Consider the following 315-nt stretch of genomic DNA (forward strand, 5'->3'; position numbering starts at 1 on the left):
CTGTTTTTATTCCCATCAAAATATTATAAAAATGCTCTGGTTTAATTTTTAAATCATGCGTCGCCATTGTTCACCCCCTCTAAACCATATCCGGCGTTAAAACAGCAATAATTTCACGTGCCGATCTGCGGTTGCCGTTGGCTGCAACTGAGCGCGGGGCGTCGATTTCGTAAATTTCAAACTCACTAAAAAGGCTTCGTACGACTGGGTTATCGCTATTAGAAACGATCGCCGACGCACCTTGTTGGACAGCATGGACGAGTAAATCGTGTAATAATTTAGTGACTGGGTAGTTAAATTTGTGGGCGGTGTAAC

Annotated in this window: 1 pseudogene; it reads right to left on the bottom strand. The window is 43.2% G+C overall.

What is annotated here, in order from left to right:
• Window positions 1-79 precede the first annotated feature (79 nt).
• A pseudogene (locus J3U35_RS11595) lies at window positions 80-315 on the bottom strand (DNA adenine methylase); the annotation flags it as partial.

This window comes from Gilliamella sp. B2717 (assembly GCF_026536675.1).
GTDB lineage: Bacteria > Pseudomonadota > Gammaproteobacteria > Enterobacterales > Orbaceae > Gilliamella > Gilliamella apicola_I.